This is a genomic window from Bacteroidota bacterium (assembly GCA_030017895.1).
Classification (GTDB): domain Bacteria; phylum Bacteroidota; class Ignavibacteria; order UBA10030; family BY39; genus JASEGV01.
On sequence record JASEGV010000060.1, the window covers coordinates 1 to 19,689 of the forward strand.

At 37.9% G+C, this 19,689-nt stretch carries 18 protein-coding genes; 10 read left to right on the forward strand and 8 right to left on the reverse strand.

Features of this window, described 5'->3' with window-relative positions; translation table 11 throughout:
* Positions 1–41: 41 nt before the first annotated feature.
* Both QME58_11000 and QME58_11005 read left to right on the forward strand, forming a co-directional pair.
* Positions 42–1,052, forward strand: coding sequence for an ATP-binding protein (locus tag QME58_11000; GenBank protein MDI6804354.1), 1,011 nt, complete (start codon positions 42–44; stop codon positions 1,050–1,052).
* A complete protein-coding gene (locus QME58_11005) occupies positions 1,049–1,489 on the forward strand; it encodes a C-GCAxxG-C-C family protein (GenBank protein ID MDI6804355.1) in 441 nt (146 codons plus the stop codon). The genes QME58_11000 and QME58_11005 overlap by 4 nt, the downstream gene beginning before the upstream one ends.
* Before the next feature lie 21 nt (positions 1,490–1,510).
* Here the strand turns inward: QME58_11005 and QME58_11010 are convergent, their stop codons facing one another.
* The 4 genes from QME58_11010 to QME58_11025 are packed head-to-tail and all read right to left on the reverse strand — an operon-like array spanning position 1,511 to position 5,240.
* The gene (locus QME58_11010; GenBank protein ID MDI6804356.1) at positions 1,511–3,121 is read right to left on the reverse strand and encodes a CTP synthase; all 1,611 of its coding nucleotides are present in this window, start codon (positions 3,119–3,121) and stop codon (positions 1,511–1,513) included.
* Between the two features lie 12 nt (positions 3,122–3,133).
* A complete protein-coding gene (locus QME58_11015; protein ID MDI6804357.1) occupies positions 3,134–3,757 on the reverse strand; it encodes a DUF502 domain-containing protein in 624 nt (207 codons plus the stop codon).
* Positions 3,754–4,533, reverse strand: a complete 780-nt coding sequence (gene kdsB, locus QME58_11020) for a 3-deoxy-manno-octulosonate cytidylyltransferase (GenBank protein MDI6804358.1) — start codon at positions 4,531–4,533, stop codon at positions 3,754–3,756. The genes QME58_11015 and kdsB overlap by 4 nt, the downstream gene beginning before the upstream one ends.
* Complete coding sequence (locus tag QME58_11025) at positions 4,530–5,240, reverse strand: lysophospholipid acyltransferase family protein (GenBank protein MDI6804359.1); 711 nt, start codon at positions 5,238–5,240, stop codon at positions 4,530–4,532. Before QME58_11025 ends, kdsB begins: the two co-directional genes overlap by 4 nt.
* Positions 5,241–5,365: 125 nt before the next feature.
* On the opposite strand from QME58_11025, the gene QME58_11030 reads away from it, so the two are divergent.
* Positions 5,366–5,662: a GYD domain-containing protein gene (locus QME58_11030; protein MDI6804360.1), complete on the forward strand. Its 297-nt coding sequence runs from the start codon at positions 5,366–5,368 to the stop codon at positions 5,660–5,662.
* 270 nt (positions 5,663–5,932) lie between these two features.
* Positions 5,933–6,244 carry a hypothetical protein gene (locus QME58_11035; GenBank protein MDI6804361.1) on the forward strand — a complete coding sequence of 104 codons (312 nt, stop codon included), beginning with the start codon at positions 5,933–5,935 and terminating at the stop codon, positions 6,242–6,244.
* 4 nt (positions 6,245–6,248) lie between these two features.
* On the opposite strand, the gene QME58_11040 is transcribed toward QME58_11035, so the two are convergent.
* Genes QME58_11040 through QME58_11055 form a run of 4 tightly spaced genes read right to left on the reverse strand, consistent with a single transcriptional unit; the run spans position 6,249 to position 11,971 of the window.
* Positions 6,249–7,172, reverse strand: a complete 924-nt coding sequence (locus QME58_11040) for a phosphatase PAP2 family protein (GenBank protein MDI6804362.1) — start codon at positions 7,170–7,172, stop codon at positions 6,249–6,251.
* A gap of 5 nt (positions 7,173–7,177) precedes the next feature.
* Positions 7,178–8,590 (reverse strand): magnesium transporter, encoded by a 1,413-nt coding sequence (gene mgtE, locus QME58_11045; GenBank protein MDI6804363.1) that lies wholly within the window; start codon positions 8,588–8,590, stop codon positions 7,178–7,180.
* Entirely contained in the window at positions 8,575–9,417 is an 843-nt protein-coding gene (gene rsmA / locus QME58_11050; GenBank protein ID MDI6804364.1) for a 16S rRNA (adenine(1518)-N(6)/adenine(1519)-N(6))-dimethyltransferase RsmA, read from the reverse strand. The genes mgtE and rsmA overlap by 16 nt, the downstream gene beginning before the upstream one ends.
* A 4-nt stretch (positions 9,418–9,421) precedes the next feature.
* A complete protein-coding gene (locus QME58_11055; protein ID MDI6804365.1) occupies positions 9,422–11,971 on the reverse strand; it encodes an AsmA-like C-terminal region-containing protein in 2,550 nt (849 codons plus the stop codon).
* 150 nt (positions 11,972–12,121) lie between these two features.
* Here QME58_11055 and QME58_11060 point away from each other — a divergent pair, with 150 nt between their 5' ends.
* From QME58_11060 to QME58_11085, 6 genes are read left to right on the forward strand one after another with little or no spacing between them, the layout of a single operon-like run.
* Positions 12,122–13,210 (forward strand): glycosyltransferase family 2 protein, encoded by a 1,089-nt coding sequence (locus QME58_11060; GenBank protein MDI6804366.1) that lies wholly within the window; start codon positions 12,122–12,124, stop codon positions 13,208–13,210.
* Entirely contained in the window at positions 13,210–14,304 is a 1,095-nt protein-coding gene (locus QME58_11065; protein ID MDI6804367.1) for a glycosyltransferase family 9 protein, read from the forward strand. The genes QME58_11060 and QME58_11065 overlap by 1 nt, the downstream gene beginning before the upstream one ends.
* A gap of 1 nt (position 14,305) precedes the next feature.
* Positions 14,306–16,585, forward strand: a complete 2,280-nt coding sequence (locus tag QME58_11070; protein ID MDI6804368.1) for a YfhO family protein — start codon at positions 14,306–14,308, stop codon at positions 16,583–16,585.
* A 3-nt stretch (positions 16,586–16,588) separates the two neighbouring features.
* Positions 16,589–17,506: a glycosyltransferase family 2 protein gene (locus QME58_11075; protein MDI6804369.1), complete on the forward strand. Its 918-nt coding sequence runs from the start codon at positions 16,589–16,591 to the stop codon at positions 17,504–17,506.
* 8 nt (positions 17,507–17,514) lie between these two features.
* Positions 17,515–18,642 carry a glycosyltransferase gene (locus QME58_11080; protein ID MDI6804370.1) on the forward strand — a complete coding sequence of 376 codons (1,128 nt, stop codon included), beginning with the start codon at positions 17,515–17,517 and terminating at the stop codon, positions 18,640–18,642.
* Positions 18,639–19,535: a class I SAM-dependent methyltransferase gene (locus QME58_11085; protein ID MDI6804371.1), complete on the forward strand. Its 897-nt coding sequence runs from the start codon at positions 18,639–18,641 to the stop codon at positions 19,533–19,535. Before QME58_11080 ends, QME58_11085 begins: the two co-directional genes overlap by 4 nt.
* The last annotated feature ends 154 nt before the right edge of the window (positions 19,536–19,689 follow it).

Below are 19,689 nucleotides of genomic sequence, written 5' to 3' on the forward strand. Positions count from 1 at the left end.
TTTCTTAAATATACAAAAAAAAGTATTCAATAAGTCAATTTTTGGAACCGCCCATAATTCAGTTGACTAACCGTGCAGCCCGTATAGTCCGCCAGCTACTTGCTTTTTCTCGCCGGCAAATTATTGAACCTGCGGTCATCGATATCAACACATTAATTTCCGATTTATTAAAACTAATCGGTAATACTATCGGTGAACACATCGAAATTGAATTTCTTCCCAACAAAGGAATCAACACAATATTTGCTGATACTGCTCAAATAGAACAGATAATTATGAATCTTTGTATGAATGCTCGCGATGCTATGCCCGAAGGGGGGAAACTTATCATAGAAACCGAAAATGTTGTTTTGGACGAAGATTATGTACACGGTTATCCGGGCGCAAAACCGGGAAAATATGTTATGCTCGCGGTTACCGATACCGGCTGCGGAATACCTTCATCATCTTTGGATAGAATATTTGAACCGTTCTTCACAACAAAGGAAAAAGACAAAGGAACAGGTCTTGGTCTGGCAATGGTTCACGGTATTGTTTATCAACATAACGGAATAATAAACGTCTATAGTGAAGTTTCGAAAGGAACGACTTTCAAGATTTATTTTTTAGCTTCCGAGGATGCAACCGCAATAAAAATAATAGACGATAAGAAAGAGCTCCCAATCGGAACCGAAACTATTCTTTTAGTTGAAGATGATGCTGATTTACGCGAGATGATTTTCTCCTTACTTACAAACCAAGGTTATGTAGTAATAACTGCAATAGATGGAGAGCAAGCTATCGAGATATTTACCCGCAATGCCTTAAATATTGATTTCATAATTTCGGATGTCGTGATGCCAAAAATATCGGGTAAAGAATTTTACAATAAAGTACGCTTGCTTAATCCCGACATCGGATTTTTATTCATCAGCGGATATACAGCAAATGTGATACATAAAAATTTTTTATTGGAACGGGGTTTTGACTTTCTCCAAAAACCATTTACGCCATACGAGCTTGCTATCAAAATTCGAAAAATTTTAGAGAAACCAAATAAGATTGTAATATGAAAAAAGTAGAAGATGCTTTATCGTATTTTAATGAAGGTTTCAGTTGTTCGCAGGCAGTTGTTTCAGCTTATGCTGAAGAGTTTGGAATAGATAAAGAAACTGCTCTGAAACTTGCCGGCGCTTTCGGTGGCGGAATGGCGCAGATGGGAGAAACGTGCGGTGCGGTTACAGGCGCCTTAATGGTATTGGGTCTGAAGTACGGTAGAATAAACACCAAAGACTTTGAGACAAAAGAAAAGTTATACGAAGCTGTAAAAGACTTTGTTGAAAAATTTAAGCTTCAAAATGGAACTATAGTTTGCAGAGAATTACTTGGATACGACATTAGCACACAAGAAGGGCGAGACAAAGCAACACAGCAAAATTTGTTCAAAACAATTTGTCCTAAATTAGTTGCACTTTCGGTTGAGTATTTGGAAGAAGTGGTGGATCGCTAATGTCAACAACTATTTTTTGATTTAACCTGAACAAACTGCCGCTTTTACAAACTCACGGAATAGCGGATGCGAGTTTGCCGCACGCGATTTTAACTCAGGATGGAACTGCACTCCAACAAACCAAGGATGATTTTCAAGCTCAACGATTTCCACTAAATGATTTTGTGGACAAATTCCGCTCAATGTTAATCCGCATTTTGATAAATGTTCAACGAAAGCATTATTCACCTCGTAGCGATGGCGATGGCGTTCGTGAATCAATTCGCGTTTGTAAGCAATATACGCTTTTGAGTTGCGCCGTAATTTACAAGGGAACGAACCAAGCCGCATTGTGCCTCCGTAATCTTTAACATTTTTCTGTTCCAACATCAGGTCGATAACAGGTTGTTTTGTTCTCGTGAATTCTGTGCTGTTGGCATTTTTCAAACCGCAAACGTTGCGGGCATACTCAATAACTGCACACTGCATACCCAAGCAAATTCCGAAAAACGGAATTTTATTTTCACGAACATATTTAACAGCCGAAATTTTTCCTTCAATTCCCCGCTCGCCAAAACCGGGTGCTACTAAAAGTCCAGAAATATTTTTTAAATTATTTTCAACGCAGCTTTTTTCCATATCTTCGGCAGCTATCCACTTTAAATTCACACGCACATTATTTGCAGCCCCTGCGTGTATGAATGCTTCAACTATACTTTTGTATGCATCGTGATGCTCAGTGTATTTTCCACAAATCGCTATATCGACAGAACCGGCTGGATTTTTTACCCGGTTCACCATTTTTTTCCAATCCTTCAAATTCGGCTGCGGACAGGTTAAATCTAATTTTTCCAAAACTATATTATCCAAATCCTGTTCTTCGAAAACGATTGGCGATTCATAAATAGTTTCTAAATCGGGCGCCCCTATTACATTTCCGGGATCAACATTTGTAAAGAGGGCTATCTTTTCTCTCACATCTTTCGACAAAGTTCTATCGGAGCGGCAAATCAAAATATCAGGTTGAATACCGATTTCGCGCAATGTGCTGACGCTGTGTTGAGTTGGTTTTGTTTTTATTTCACCCGCCGACTTTATATACGGCACAAGTGTAACGTGGATGCTGAGCGCATTTTTCCGTCCTAACTTATACATAAACTGCCGCATTGCCTCAAGGAAGGGTAAGCTCTCGATGTCGCCAACGGTTCCGCCGATTTCAGAGATCACCACATCGAACTCACCCGATTTTCCAAACGCTTCAAATCTTCGTATGATTTCGTCAGTGATGTGCGGAATTACCTGCACGGTGCCTCCAAGATAATCGCCGCGCCGCTCTTTTGTAATCACTTCGTAATATACCTGACCTGTGGTAGCATTATTTTTACGCGTCGTGTTGATATCCAAAAATCTTTCGTAGTGTCCTAAATCCAAATCGGTTTCGGCGCCGTCGTCGGTTACATAAACTTCGCCGTGTTGATAAGGATTCATTGTGCCTGGATCGACATTGATGTATGGGTCGAACTTCTGTATCGTAACACGAAGTCCGCGCGATTTTAAAAGCAGACCTAACGAAGCGGCAGCTATTCCTTTGCCAAGAGACGATACAACACCTCCTGTAACGAAAATATATTTTATTGGATTTCGTCGTGCCATAGTTTCTCCGTTTTATTTTATTTGGATGTTATTCTTGGAAACTACTCCACCGGACAGAACTAATTTAAGTCCTTCTTCTATTGTGAGATTCAAAACTCTTACATCGTTTTTGGGAACGAAAATTACTACACCGGAAGTCGGATTTGGCGGGTGTGGAATATAAACCGAGATGGTCTCTAAATTATCCCGACCAATCGATTCAAATACAACCTCGTTCGTTGCAAAACCGACCGAGTAAATTCCTTCTCTCGGATATTGTACACACACAACATTTTTGAATGTTTTGCTTTTAGCGCCAATTGCAAATGCCGATATCAAATCTCGGATAGCGCTGTATATTGTTCGGGCAAGTGGAAGCGTAGATAATAGATTATCGAAACCCTTGATGATAAATTTACCAATCAAGTTACGGGACATTAAACCAATAATTAAAATCAATACTGTCATTGATACGAAACCGATTCCGGTGATATGATATCCAATCACTCTATCGGTAATCGGAGATATGATTCCATCAATAGTTTCGAATAATGTTTTTAGAACAATGAGTGTAATAACAATCGGGACAATAACTACGATGCCTCGTGTAAAAGTTGTTCTCAAAAAGCCAAAAAACGACATTTTTTCATCACTCATAATTTATTGCCTTTAGTTCGTTCTAAAATTTGTTTTATCCGTTCAACGTCTTCAGGAGTATCAACAGGAATGCTCTCGTATTTTGTTACAACTGCTTTAATCTTAAATCCGTTTTCAATTATGCGGAGCTGTTCCAATTTTTCAGCACGTTCAAGCAAGGATTCCCGCCAAGAGGTGAACATTAGTAGAAATTTTTTCCGGAAAACATATAAACCGATATGCTTGTAGTAGGTATGGCTTTTAAGCCATTCATCATGATTCCCTTCTTCACGAAAATAGGGGATTGGCGAACGCGAAAAATATACAGCATAACCTTCATCGTTTAAAACCACTTTAGGTACATTTGGATTCTTTAAATCGCTTTCATCAGTAATAACTTTAACTAACGTAGCAACTTCAATTGAATCGTCTTGTAAAAGTGGAAGAACGGCTTCATCAATCATCTCCGGAGAAAGAAGCGGCTCGTCGCCTTGAACATTCACAATAATATCAGCATCGTCTAAATTTTTTGCAACGAAAGCAATGCGGTCACTGCCGCTTTTAATATCTTTTGGGGTCATCACAACTTTGCCGTTGAAGCTTTTAACAACTTCCTCAATTCGGCTGTCGTCGGTTGCAACTATTACTTCGTTCACAAGTTTAGCTTTTTTAGCTTGTTCATACACACGCTGAATCATAGATTTACCGGTTAAATCAACAAGCGGTTTACCGGGCAAGCGTGTAGAGGCAAAGCGAGCCGGAATTATTGCATAAACTTTTTCTGATTTAGTGCTCATTGTTCAATGTAATGCTTTGTGATGGCTCGATGAACTTCATCCATTAATCTCAATTCTTCCTGTTTGCCGCCGTCCTTCAGAACTTCGATTGGCGTATCTATTACAAGTGTGATATCGCCGGGAACGATGCGCAATTTTTTCTTCGGTAAAATTTTAAAGCTACCGTTAATTGTTAGTGGAATAACAGGCACACCTGATTTCACAGCCAAATTAAAAGCTCCCCGTTTGAAGGGCTGGAGTTTTCCATCTTTGGTTCTTGTTCCTTCTGCGAACAACAAAACCGATGCACCGTTACGAATTTTTTCAGCAGCATCATCTAAACTGCGAGCCGCTTCAGTTCCACGTGTCCGGTCGATAGCAATGTAAGTCTTCCCATATTTGAGTCCCCAACCAAAGAACGGTACTTTTTCTAATTCTTTTTTATAGACAATTCTTATCTGATCCGGAATACCTCCGATTACGGCTGGTATATCGAAACCGCTTGCGTGGTTGGAAACATAAATATAGCTTTTTCCCGGTTGCAGATTTTCGGCACCGTTGGTTTTTACTTTTACACCGCATATACTCAAAACAAATTTGGAATGAGTTCTTGCTACCCAGTGGAATGCACGCCCTTGTTTGTTAATCGGAATAAACAAAAGTGCGGCTATGCCGCCGAGAACACTGGCGATTACCACAAGAAATATTTTAGCTAACGAAATTAACATTATAGAGGGAAAAATTTGTATCCATCTTACGAAAATATAGTTTGAAAAGCAAAGAACTTTTGCCAATCTCCAAAAATCTGATTATCTTTATTCTGTAATCATCAACAAATTGAGGAGATAAATTTATGCCGACTTTCATACTTGCAACAAAGTTATCATCGGATATAACGAAAAATCCGGCTATCAGGGAAGACATCGGAAAGGAATGGAAATCGAGAATTACCTCGAAATGCCCAAAGGTGAAATGGTTAGCTCACTATGCTCTGCTGGGACCCTATGATTTTATGGATATTTACGAGGCACCCGATGAAGAGGAAGCCGCAAAAGTATCAATGATTACACTATCGTCGGGGGCGTCAGTCGCAGAAAGCTGGACTGCAATTCCATACAAACGGTTTTTAGAACTCGTTAAAGAAATTTAGTAACTTTCTGCCTAAAAAAATACTTTGGCAGACGTGCTAACCCGCTCCTCCTCCTCCTCCTCGCTCCGTTTCTAAGGCTTTGGAGCGTAGGCGACCGAAGCGGAATAAAACATTTTCTGAAATATATCTTGCGATATCATTGATTTTTGGTGGTGATAGCTTTATATTTTTACAGAATCTCCCGGGCGAATGTGATTACCGATTCTGTAAATAATAAGCTCGTTTATGTATCAGTTTAAGATTTATTTTAAACAAGGAAAGGAATGAACTATGACCGGGTTCGACAATTTTCGACTACATCATACTTACGAACAGGTGCTTTATAAATGGAAAGATAAAATTCATAATCTCGAGACAATTTGCAGTCACCCGAAAATAGATTTAACACAACAATCGCGCGCACAACTTTATTCAAAAATTGAAAACTTAAAATCTTATTTTTATACGGCTCGGTATTATTCTGCCAGTGAAGAGGAAGACTCACACACGATTATGAAAAATCTGCTCCTCGAAATGAAAACGCTTGAAGGCGAAATTACAACAATTCTCGAAGTACCGAAATCTGTAAGTCAAACAATTTAAGAAACTATTGCCACCGCATTCTCAAATTATTCCAACCGTTATATACAAATTTTGCAGTCCCTATAGTTAAGATCATAAACACACCGCCAGCTATTAAATCGATTACATAATGATATCGCAAATAAACAGTCCCAAAAATTAATAATGTTCCGATGGCCCAAAGGAATAATTTCGATTTCATTTTGTAGTGAGCCGAGATATACATTAATACAAGTGTCAGTTGAGTGTGCCCGCTGGGAAAAACATCCCGCTGCACAATCTCAACGGGATTCGGATGCCCTTTCACAATCGACTCGCCATAATTAACAAAGTCTCGGAGGAAGTTTGTAATAAATAACCCGGGCAATTCGGTGTTAGTCGTTCCAAAATCGTGCAGCGTAAATCTTGGACCGACCGCTGGCAGAAAAAAATAACCTATGTACGAAAGATAAAATCCGTACACGATTAAAAACGCTGCGTAATAAAACTTTTCGAAGTCCCCCTTTTTATACAACTCGTAACCTGCGATGATGAACAAAAAGTAAAAACTTGAATATGCAATTTGTATAATTTCGGTTAATAGCGGATGCGAAAACTGCCACAGCCAAACCGTAGGATCGACACCAAAAAGCCATCTATCAATCTCAATTAACAGCGTATCATAATCTTTTCCGTGTATCGGGGCGATCATAAAATAAAGCTGTTTGAATGTTAATAGAATCATCGGAGCAATATACCAGCTTCGGATACTTTTCAATAGTTTGTTTTCATACCTCGCATCGAGATTGGCAACCACTAAAACAAAAATTATTACAATAACATTAACAGATATTAATTCAAGATAGTGTTCGATACTTAAGTGGAAGATAATATCGAGGGCAATCAGGAGGGTAGCAAAAACTATAACTACTAAATCGAGAGGCTGTAAAGGAGAGAAATATTTTTTCAAATTCATTACTTAAGATAAATTAAACTCAACGAAGTAAAATAAATAAGCAAGCCCAAAGCATCGTTTGTGGTTGTGATGAAAGGACCTGTTGAAACAGCAGGGTCAATTTTTATTTTATCTAATATAAAAGGCATCACCGCACCGACAACTGTGGCATTAACAACAACAATTAACAGAGCAATACCGATAGCGAAGCCGAACCAAAAATCGCCGAACCAAAGTGTAGAAACAAGAATAAGTAAAGAACTCAGAATAAATCCGTTTGATAAAGAAACACCTAATTCTTTTATTAGTCGTTGTTTAATTTGACCGAACCAAATTTCACCGGTTGCTAATCCCCGCACAACAATCGCCGAAGATTGAATTCCTGCATTGCCGCCCATCGCCATTATAATAGGGATAAAGAAAGCAGCCATCACAATTTTTTCGAGGGAAGTTTGAAACTCGCTTAAAACTACAGCCGAAAGCATTTCCCCGACAAAGCCAAGCAAAAGCCAAGGCAAACGTAGCCGCATTACTTGAAAAACTGTTGCCGATGCTAACTCAGTGCCGGTAACACCAGCCATTTTTTCAATATCCTCAGCCGCTTCTTCTTGGATAACATCAACCACGTCGTCGATGGTTATAAGTCCGAGAAGTTCCAATTTATCACCAACCACAGGAATCGAAATTAAATCATACTTTTGCATTAAGTTCGCAACTTCCTCCTGGTCTGTCATTACATTTACGCTAATTAAATCTGCATCCATTACTTTATTGATGCGCTGACGGGGTGAATTGGTAATCAAATCTTTCAGAGTAAGTTTTCCGCACAACGTTTCGGAATCATCGACGGCATAAATAATATTTATATCTTCAATTTCTTTTGCAATCGCCCTGATTTTTTTTATCGCCTGATGAACCGTATCGTTTTGATTGACTGTAACGACTTCGGTTGCCATAATACCGCCGGCGGAGTCCTCGGGATAGCGAAGAAGCTCTTTAACTTCAGCCGATTCCTCGGCGGGCATTTCCTCTAAAACTCTTCCGGCAACAAAATCAGAAAGTTCTGCAACTATATCGGCAGCATCATCCGAGTCTAGCTGACCGACGAGAGCAGATATCCGTTCCTGAGGCAGCAGTTCTAACAAACCTTCCCGGATGCTGCTTTCCAATTCCAATAGAACTTCACTCGCCGCAGTAACATCAAGCAGGTTGAAAACATACTCGCGGTCTTCAGTATTTTGCAGATGATCGATAATATCAGCAATGTCGGCAGGGTGTAAATCGGTGAGGATGTTAAGTAATGCCGGTGCAGCTTGGTCGTGAACCAGTTCGGCAATATCGAACATCAATTCTTCATCAACCTCGATGGTTTTCTTTCCCCTGCTGCGGGTAATAATTATCGGTTGATTATTATTTTTTAAACTATCTGACATTTAATTATTTCATCAATTTTATCTGTCAATATAACAAATTCATTTATAGAAAGTTCTTCGGGACGTTTGTGTAATGGAAAATTAATTTCCTTCATAATGTTTTTTACAATCGTTTCATCGAAGGGTAAATATTTTAAACAATTTCTTAAAGTTTTTCTGCGTTTACCAAAAGTTGTCCGAACAACTGTGCGGAACAATTTCTCATCAACATTCTCAAATGGCAATTTATGATGGAAATCGATTCTCACTACGGTTGAAGTTACTTTTGGTTTCGGGAAGAAACAATTTGGCGACACTTTAAAAAGACTTTTCGGCCCTCCATAGAATTGTGTAAGCACCGAAAGAATTCCATAAGCTTTTGAGTGAGGCTTAGCCGTTAAACGATCGGCAACCTCTTTTTGTATCATCATTGTTACGTTTGAAATTATTTTATGATACTCGATGGCTTTAAACAATATCGGCGAAGTTAAATGATATGGAATGTTGCCAACAATCTTTAACTTTTTAGACCCTGTATCTAACGCACTAAGATCAAATTCAAGAATATCCTGATTGATAATTTTTAATTTGGTCGAAGAGATATTTGATAGCAGATCTTCGGCAGCACGTTTATCTATTTCAACGGCATATATTTTTTTTACATTTTCTACAATATATTTGGTAAGAGCACCTTGTCCCGGTCCGATTTCAACTACCACATCATCTTTTGTTAAATTTAAGCTTTCAACAATTTTGCGTGATATGTTTTCATCGATTAAGAAATTTTGTCCGAGCGATTTCTTCGGTTTAATAACAATTTTACTCGTATTAATAACGCGGTTTGGCATTCAATCAGGGTTTCCTGAATAATTTTTTAATAGCATCTTCTCCTTTTTTCTTCAATTCTTCAATTCCCTTTTGCTTTAAAGTATCTTCTAACTTTTTAACTTCTTCACCTATCTTTTCTTTTAACTCGTCTTTTCGTTTTTCAATTTCCTGTCGTGCAGCATCTTCCAACTGTCGCTTCTGTTCTTTAGTATTCAAACTAACTACAGGTTTCGTTAAGCTTCCACCGACTAAAAGGGGAAGCAAAAACCTTCCATCTTTATCTTTGAATACATTAACTAATTGGTTCACCGTTCCGCCCACTTTTAATTTTTCGGAAAGAGCTGCGGGGAGTTTCAAACCGATGTCATACGCCAAACTTCCATCGAAAGCTTGATAGCCTTTCATACTGATATCTGAATTCAATGCCGATATTTTTAAATCTTGTAGATTAATCCTGCCATCTGAAATATCGAAATTGTTCGACCAGTTTTTAAAATCAATTTGTCGCAACTCATCGAGGCCTGTAAACTCGGCAATTTTTTGCATAACCGGGTAGCCGGTCAGCTTGCCGTCGAAGATTTGCACCTTGCCTTCTCCCGATAGAGTTTGAGGCGTCAAACCGAGTGTATCGTCGAGTTGCCCTTTTATCGTTGTATTCATCGTAAGCTTGCCAAAAATATTTTTCCCGAATGACGTGAAATTACTTAAGAGCGTATTCCCTTCAACTCCCGCAATATCCAACTGCAAATTAAAAGGTTTACCATCGTGTTTTCGCATATCTATCGTTCCTTTTGTAATAATACTTCCGGCAAAAGCGTTAAGCGACAATCCTTGCAGGTTCACAACGCCATCGACGATGCTGAGCGAACCGCGAACATCGGTAAAATCAAATTTCTCCATCACTAATTTCCCGATGCTCACATTGGCATTTATATCTATGTTCGGGAATAAAATCGGTTCAGCTTTTTTACCCGCTGCCCGTTCAACCTCTTTTTGTTCAGTCCCCATAATATCTGCGGTAAAAAACTGTTTAGAGTTCAACGTAATTAATGCAGATGGCTTCCCCGCTTCGGCTTTTTCCATCATCATCGCTAAATAATTTTTCAAAGTAAACGCAATTTTCATATCCGAGTTGCCAATATCCATATCCAATTGTTTCGATTCAATGATCTGATTATTGATATTGATTGTGCCGTTTAAATTTTTAATAGGATTTGCGGAAACAGCAGTTGCAATTGCCACATTTTGAAATTCCATCTTTCCTTCTGCTTTAATACTTGTGGGTAGTTTCACTTTCCCGTTCAACGAAATATTTGACCGGATTAAACCCGCAAGCTCTGTCCCCTTTTCCAAGGGATAGAAATCTTTGATTTCAGATAAGTTCAAAACACCGTTAATATTGCTGCTGATTACAGGATTATCAAAATCAACGACATTTAATTTACCACTCACTGTATTGGCTCCCAATTTCAGAGAAAATTTTTCGACATTTAGTTTCCTGATTTTTTGCGACCGCTCGAAATTTCCGTCAACATTAATATCTGTAATCGACTTAGGTAATTGTGTATATTTTACGGTTCCGTTTTCGAGTAAAAACTTCCCGGCAACAGACGGCTGAATCGTATCGCTCACTTCCCCTTTTACGGTCATCAAAAAACTGAACTTGCCAGTGCTCGAAATTCCTTCGGCAGCTTTCAAAAACTCTTTCGGTACAATCGAAAGCAGTTGCTTCAATTCAGTATTCTTTGAGTATATTTCAAAATCTACTATGGGTGTCGTCTGTGTGTTCGTGATTACCCCTTTTCCAAAAAATTGGATTTCATTTATTCCTACATTCACAGAATCAAACCGCAATTCATCTTTTTCAGATAGATAAGTAAGCTGCTGGTAACTTCGTATCGGAAGATTCTCAACAAGGTTACTTTTAACAGTGCCAAAACTGAATTTTTCGATTTTTATCTCATTCGTTACACCGACTTCCTCACCGGTTAACGATTCGGCACGTGTCTTTTGATTATAACCTGTTATTGTAACACGATTGTCATCTTTTTTATTTATGTAATCAAGTTTGCCATCTATAATTTGGAGATTTGATAACAGAATTGATGCACCGTGGAATCCTTTAACTTCAACTTTAACATCGGCGCTTTTAAGAGTATCAGTTCCTTCTTTCGATGAACCATAATTAGTAATTCCCGCTTCGTTCGTTTCTATATATAATGTAGGACGTTTAATTATTACTTCGTTCACCTCCAAACGGTTTTTGAAGAGTGGGAAAATCTGAACATCGAGCAGGAGTTGTTCAAGTGAAACGAATTCCTCTTTTTCGAATTTCAAATCTTTAGGATTGGAGATTTTCAAATTATCAATTTCAATCCCGAAGGTTGGAAATAAGCTTAACGAAATATCCGATATTTCAATACTCCGTTGTGTCGCATCTTCTATTTTTGGAATAACAAAGTTTTTTAATCTATCGCTGGAAAAATAAATTTTTAGAAATACTACTAATCCTACCATCAAACCGACTGGGATAAGTAACACTATTGTCCATAATTTTATTTTACTGCTTACCATTTTAATACCTCATAAATCATCAATTGATATTTTGTTCTCGTGAAAATATAAAGAAATAGCGAGGGAATGTCAATTAATTTCTCCATTTAGTTCATTGATTTTGAGAATAAATAATTGTATCTTGCAACGTAAAAACTTAAAGGAGTATTAATGATAGACGAAAACAAAGAAATTGAAAAAACCGGTGACGGTGCAAATTCTGACGAACAGAAACCACGACCGAAGTATCGACCGCGGTACCAAAATTACCGGAGGCCACGAGCGGACAGCCAATATGAGAGAAGGCAGACGCCTCCCGAACAAAAACCAAATTATTCGATTTCAATTATAATACCTGCATATAATGAAAAAGACTCTCTACGAGAATTATATGAAAAAATTAGACAAACGGTTACACAGCATAATTATAGATACGAAATAATCATTATAGACGACGGCAGCACCGACGATTCGGCAAGGGTTTTGAGAGATTTACGACAACGGGATAATCGAATAAAGGTTATAGTTTTTAGAAGAAATTACGGCAAATCTGCAGCTTTATCGGTTGGTTTTCAGCAAGCAAAGGGAGATATAATTATTTCGATGGATGCCGACCTGCAAGATGACCCGGCAGAAATTCCGAAGTTAATAAATGAAATCAACAAAGGAAAAGATATGGTTTCGGGTTGGAAAAAGAAGCGATACGATCCGATTACTAAAACAATTCCATCCCGGTTTTTTAATTTTGTAACCTCGATACTAACAGGTATCCCGCTGCACGATTTCAATTGCGGATTGAAAGCATACAAGAAAGAAGTGTTAAAAGAAATTAATGTGTATGGCGAATTGCATCGCTTCATTCCTGCTCTTGCCCACTGGCAAGGTTACTCCATCGGAGAAGTTGTAGTGCAGCACCATAAACGCAAATATGGCAAAACTAAATTTGGCGTTGGGCGTTTTTGGAAAGGGTTTTTAGATTTGTTGACCATGCTTTTCACGACGCGTTATATGCAGCGGCCGTTACATCTTTTTGGTTTCTGGGGATTATTATTTACCGGCGCCGGCTTTGCCATTGATGCTTACCTCGTTGTCGAGTGGATATTAGGACTGACCGCACTTAGCAACCGGCCTCTATTTTTAGGAGGCATCTTGCTGATGATTGTAGGAGTTCAATTCATTTCAATCGGCTTAATTGGAGAGATGATTACAAAATCCCGTGAAACGAAAAACGAATACGCTATCAAAGATATCTTTAAGTGATGGGAAAACAGATTAGTCTTAGTAAAATAAAAACTGATTGCCGGCATTTTCGGGGCGACATTCCATGCAAACCGCATAAAATTTTGGGTGTCCATTGTTTCGATAAAAAGGGAAAGGTTTGCCAACATTACGATAAAACGAATGAGAAAATTTTAATCATCAAACTCGGAGCAATCGGCGATGTAATCCGGACAACTCCAATTCTTCACAAACTAAAAAAAATAAAACCGAAAGCTGAAATCTGGTGGTTAACTTATTCACCGGAAATAGTTCCGAGTTTAGTGGATGTGGTGCTGCCGTTTACTGTTCAAAGTATTACTACTTTGCAAGCGGTACATTTTGATATAATATATAACCTCGACAAAGACAAAGAAGCCTCTGCTCTTTGCTTACTGCTCTCCGCTCGTATCAAAAAAGGGTTCTTTTTAAAAAACGGCAAGTGCTCACCAATTAACAAGAATTCTAAACATAAGTTCATTACAGGGCTCTTTGATGATGTGAATAAAGCAAATACGAAAAATTATTTAGAAGAAATTTTTGAGATTGCAGGTTTCAAGTTTAAGGGCGAAGAATATATTTTGGAAAATGGTTTGGATGGATTCAATTGGAAACTTCCGAAAAACAAAATGATTATCGGCTTGAATACCGGATGCGGCGGTCGTTGGACTTCCCGTCTATGGCCCGAAAAATATTGGATTGAACTTTCAAAAAAACTGAAGAAAGCCAGTTATACACCGCTCTTACTCGGCGGTGAACAGGAACACCAGAAGAATTTAAAAATCGCCAAGCAGAGTGGGGCAACTTATTTAGGTAACTTTCCTCTCAGGCAATTCATCGGCGAGGTCAATCAGTGCGATTTAGTTGTAACTGGCGTAACAATGGCTATGCATGTTACAATCGGACTCAAGAAAAAAATTGTACTCTTTAACAACATCTTCAACAGACACGAATTTGAGCTTTACGGATTAGGGAAAATTTTAGAACCTGAATACGATTGCAACTGCTACTTTTCCCCAACCTGCAAAAACAATTGTATGCAATACTTGAAAGTCGAGACTGTCTTCGATACGATTCAGAAACTTCTTAAGAAGTGATATGGGAAAAAAGGAAAAACCGAAACCGTATCAAGAGAAAAAAAACTTCGATATAAAAAACTGGCATGCGATAGCTGTAATAGTTGCCTCCGTTGTAATTTTCTTCAGAGATATTTTGCTGCAAAAAGCATTTATGTGGGAAGACTTTATTTATCAGTTTTATCCATTCCGAAATTTTGCTGCAGTCTCACTTGCAAACGGCGAGCTACCTCTCTGGAATCCTTTCACATTTAGCGGAATGCCATTCCAAGCCGACATACAATCCGCAGTTTTTTATATTCCGAATTTAATTCAGATGTTTCTCGTTAGCAGTGAGCGGCTACATTTCTTCTGGGTCGAACTATTCATCGTATTCCATTACATGCTCGCAGGTATTAGTATGTATTTTTTGATGAAACATTTCAAGATTGAGAAACTTCCCGCTCTCTTCAGCGGTCTTGTTTATATGCTATCGGGATTTATGATTACGCACGGTATTCATCAGATAATCATCAATCACGTTGCCTGGCTGCCGCTTGTGATACTTCTTTTCACAAAAGCAATTGAACACAAATCTTTGTTTTACACAATTCTCGGAGGATTAACTCTCGGGCATTCGGTACTTGCCGGATTCCCTCAGCTTAGTTTATATATCTTTCTGCTTCTGTTGTTTTATTTTGTTTTCATTTTCATCGTTAAACTGAAAGAGACAAATTTTAATCAATCATTCACATTAGCTCCCATCGCAGTAGGTTTTGTTTTAATTGCAGTTCTGTTAACAGCGATTCAAATTTTACCAACAATGGAACTTGCGCCCTTATCAAACCGCGCCGAAATTTCTTATGAAAAATCTCTGGATGGAACCCTCCACCCACAACAAATAATTACTCTATTAATACCAAAATTTTTTGGCGAACAAAGTGCCCAGCAAAGTAATTATTGGGGGCAGGGTCAGTATTGGCAATACTGGGAAACAAATTTTTATATCGGTATCGCGGGTTTACTTTTTGCCGTATTTGCTTTTTCCATTATTCATAAGAATAAATTAGTTTTATTCTTTTCGCTTACTCTTCTCTTTTCAATTTTATACGCGTTAGGCGATTACTTTATTCTTCATAAATTTTTCTTTCAGAACATACCCGGCTTTCATTTATTCCGAAATCCCGGGCGTATGTCGTTACTCTTCACTTTTTCAGCAACAATTTTAAGCGGCTTCGGTTTGAACGAAATTATAAAATCTTCAAATAAAAAACTTCTTTCCAAAATATCGCTCATTACAATTCTGACCGGCGCTCTTGTATGGGGACTCGTTCAACTTGGTTTATTCCAGGAACATCAAAACCCGCAATTCCTTCAAGATATAATGAATATCGCACGTTCTCAATCGAATGTAATGTTGGCTTTCACTACGATTTTGGGAATATTAATATTTATTTTCAGCCGGTCTAAGATTTCTACCTTAATCTTCACCGCTTTGATTTTATTAATTCAATTTATTGATGTGCATAACTTCGGATTCGATTTTAACAACGGTAAAGTAAGTCCGACCGAATACTACAATCGCTCTGAGCGTTTAACAACTTATTTAAAAAAAGAAGGTGAAGAGGAATTCTTCCGAATTAATTCGCGACAAGGCGGCAACATGCTGTTAGACCGAAACCAGGGAATGGTTGATAGAATATTTTTGATGGAGGGTTATACACCTTTGGCACTACAAAGGGCTTTCACAATCGGCTCAAGCTGGGAAAAGATTTGCGATCTGCATAATGCAAAATTTCGAATACAAATTGATGAAAAACGACAATCGATGGGGCTTACAGAGTCAATAACCTACCTCCCACGCGCCTGGTTTGTTTATAATTACAAAGTAACAAATGAGGATGAAAAGATTAAAGAATTCATGACGCAACCTAATTTCGACCCTGCGCAAATCGTTGTGATAGAGGAAGATATTAAATTACCACCACTACAGAACATATCCAGAGATTCTTGGAAAGCAGATATCATATCTTATAAATTAAATTCGATTTCATTGGACGTTTCAACGCGGGAAGATGGGATATTGGTGTTAAGTGAAATTTTTTATCCCGGTTGGAAGGCATACATCGACGGAACTGAACAAAATATTTTACGTGCAAATTGGAACTTACGCGCAGTAATAGTAGCAAAAGGCCAACATAAAATTGAAATACGCTTTGAACCCAAACCTCTTTACAACGGGGCAATCATTTCGTTTGCAACAATTGGCTTATGTGCAATCGGAATTGTATATTCTTTAAGAAAAATAAATAGTAAGACATAAATTATGTATTCGATAGTAATACCAATTTTCAATGAGCAAGAAACAATTCCCGAATTATACCGTCGCTTAAAAAATGTTATCGATAATTTGGATCAGCCCGTAGAAGTTATCATGGTCGATGATGGAAGTCGTGATAATTCGTTTGAAATGTTGGAGGAAATTAACAAACAAGATTCAAGAATTAAACTTATCAGATTTTCACGCAATTTCGGTCATCAAGTTGCAATTTCTGCAGGAATGGATAATGCAAACGGCGATGTGGTAATCTTAATGGATGGCGACTTGCAAGACCCTCCCGAATTAATCCCTTCAATGGTATCAAAATGGAAAGAAGGTTTTCAAGTTGTCTATACTGTAAAACTAAGTAGAAAAGAAAATCCAATAAAACGTTTTGCATTTCATTCGTTCTACCGTCTCATGCACGCTTTTGCTTCGATTTCGATTCCTATGGAAGCAGGAAATTTTTCTTTAATGGATAAAAAGGTAATCGATGTTTTACGAAGATTGCCCGAACGAAACCGCTACATCAGCGGTATGCGCGCTTGGGCTGGCTTCAAACAAACGGGAATACAATTCGATAGGGATGCGAGATATGCCGGCAAACCCCAGATGAGCTTCAAAAGATTGGTTAGTTTGGCACTCGACGGATTATTTTCTTTCTCAAACGCACCATTAAGGTTTGCCATATATATAGGATTTTTTTCAGCAGCAATATCATTTTTTATAGGTTTGTTTGTCATTTATGAAAAACTTTTCACCGACAAAGCAATACTCGGTTGGGCTTCGACGATTGTATCAATAACTTTTTTAGGTGGTATGATTCTGCTTACACTTGGCTTCATAGGTGAATACATCGGACGAATTTATGACGAAGTCAAACAACGTCCGTTGTACGTAATACAAGATAAAATTGGATTCTGAGTTTTAGAATGAAAATTATCATTGTCGGTACAGCTTATCCTTTCCGCGGCGGAATTGCTCATTTTAATTCATTACTCGCTCAATACCTGATGAAAAATCATGAGGTAGAAATAATCACTTTTACACGGCAGTATCCAAAACTTTTTTTTCCGGGTAAAACTCAAGCCGAAACCGGCGGCGAACCGCCAACAGTTTCTGTTAAACAAATGATCGATTCGATCAATCCTCTCAATTGGTTTAGAGTGGTAAAAGAAATTCGAAAAAGCAAACCGGATTTTCTGATTTTTAAATATTGGCTCCCTTTCTTCGGACCATGCTTTGGAACTATCGCTAAATACGCAAAGAAGAATTCAAACATAAAAGTTTTATTTATCTGCGATAATGTAATTCCGCACGAAAGGCGTCCCGGAGATATTGCGTTCACTAAATATGCATTTAAACAATCCGATTACTTTTTAGTTCAATCAAAATCTGTTGAGACCGATCTCCTTTCTCTTTTTCCAAATGCGAAATATAAATTCGCACCACATCCTGTCTATGAAATCTTCGGTTCGTCCATAGATAAAATTCAAGCGCGAAAAATATTAAGTATAAATTCTGAAAGAGTAATCTTATTCTTTGGTTACATTCGCCAATACAAAGGACTGATGGTTTTATTGGATGTTATAAATGAAATTTCAAAACGGGAAACTCCTCCCTTACTCTTGGTAGTCGGTGAGTTTTATGATGACGAAAGCAAATACCGCAACCGTGTAAAAGAATTAGATATCGGCAATTATGTGCAGTTCGTTTCCGATTACATTCCTAATGACAAAGTTAACATCTACTTCTCAGCCGCAGATGTTATTGTGCTGCCGTATCTATCGGCAACTCAAAGCGGAATTACTCAAATTGCTTATAATTTCGATAAACCTGTAATCGCTACAGAAGTTGGCGGACTCTCTGAAGTAGTGATAAACCAAAAAACTGGATATATAGTCAAACCCGGCAACCCCCTTCCGTTAGCTGAAGCAATAATTAAATTCTATCAGGGAAAAAAGGAACAGGAGTTTTCTGAAAATGTTAAAATCGAAAAGCGTAAATACTCGTGGGAACATTTTGTTAAAACAATTATCGAGCTTGTACAAAAATCATGAATAGTACGTCGCTACAGTGTCCGGTATGTAATTTAAACAGGCTCAGTCCTAAACCGTTTGGTTATAATTTTAATCAGAAATGGTTAGGTGCTTATGAATGTCTGCAATGTGGAGTAATATTCATACATCCCCAACCGACAAAAGAAGAGCTTAAGCAATTATATTCTAAAAAATATTTTGAGGGAGATTTTAGATGCGGACATGCGGGGAGCTATTTTGACGATAAAACGATCGATGAATTAAACGACTATAAATTTTTAGAAAAAATAAAACACTATAAAAGCAACGGCAAGTTGCTCGAAATCGGTTGTGCGGGGGGAATATTTCTTAACGCCGCACGCAGAGAGGGCTACGAAGTGTATGGAGTTGAATATTCCAACGACGCAGCCGAGCTTGCACGAAATAAATTTAAACTCAATGTCGTAACTGGCGAATTGAAAGAGGGAATGTACCAATCTGATATTTTCGATGTTGTCTTCATGGGAGATGTAATAGAACACTTATCGGATCCGTTGAACACCCTGAAAATTATAAATTCTACTTTGAAGGTTTCCGGTATACTCGTAATCGTATGTCCTATGCAAACGAACACAATATTTTCCCGCCTCGGATTTATGCTTTATAAAATAATACAGAAGAAGGCAACGGTTCATTTACCGCCATATCATTTGTTTGAATATCGCCCTAAAAGTTTATCCTGGTTATTTCAAATCGCAGGTTTCAAAATAATAAAAGTTGACCAATCAACAATTCGTCCTGATAAGATTTCTTTGCGTGGTCCCATTTATCAACGCGTTTTTAAAAAAGTTTTTCAATATCCAAATTTCGCCGTCACTAAAGTTTTTAATCTTTTCGGCGACCGCATAGAAATATTTGCCGTAAAAGAGAATTAATGCAATATGCTTGGTATTTTAGCAGATATTCTATGGAATATTTCATCGATACAATCGATAAACTTGTATAATGCTTAAGTTGGAAAGTTACTTTTGAAACAATAAATTATGTATAAAAAACTTCAGGAGTAAAAATGAAAAACCCAAAAAGAAA